Raw genomic sequence first — 327 nt, 5'->3', positions numbered from 1 at the left:
CGTAGTTCGGCACGCCGGTGTAGTCGCCGACGAACTTCCATGTCACGGCGACGCGCGTGCCGGCGTAGCGGATGTCGTGATGCGCCTGCACGTCGCGCACCTCGAACGTCCCCGCGGGGAAGGATTCGAGCAGTGAGAGCAGGGCGCGGCGATATCCCTCCGGACGGATGATGTGCCGGTTCCCCACGGTGAGGAGAGTCAGGTCCCGGTGGAAGAACCGCTCGACGGCACGAAGGTCGCGGTCGTTCCACACGGTCCCGATCATCTCGAGCACCGTCTCGACGTCGGCACGGTGCTCGTCGGGTCGCACACCGGAGTCGCCCGCAG

At 67.6% G+C, this 327-nt stretch carries 1 protein-coding gene; it reads right to left on the bottom strand.

Annotated features, from left to right (window positions below; translation table 11 throughout):
• Positions 1-327: ester cyclase (locus SB658_RS22735; RefSeq protein ID WP_410602499.1), on the bottom strand; the 327-nt coding region annotated here is incomplete at both ends.

This window comes from Bacillus sp. SIMBA_008, assembly GCF_046535495.1.
Classification (GTDB): Bacteria; Bacillota; Bacilli; order Bacillales; family Bacillaceae; genus Bacillus; species Bacillus subtilis.
The sequence above is the reverse complement of the archived record's forward strand: the minus strand, read 5'-3'. Positions and strand labels throughout refer to the sequence as shown.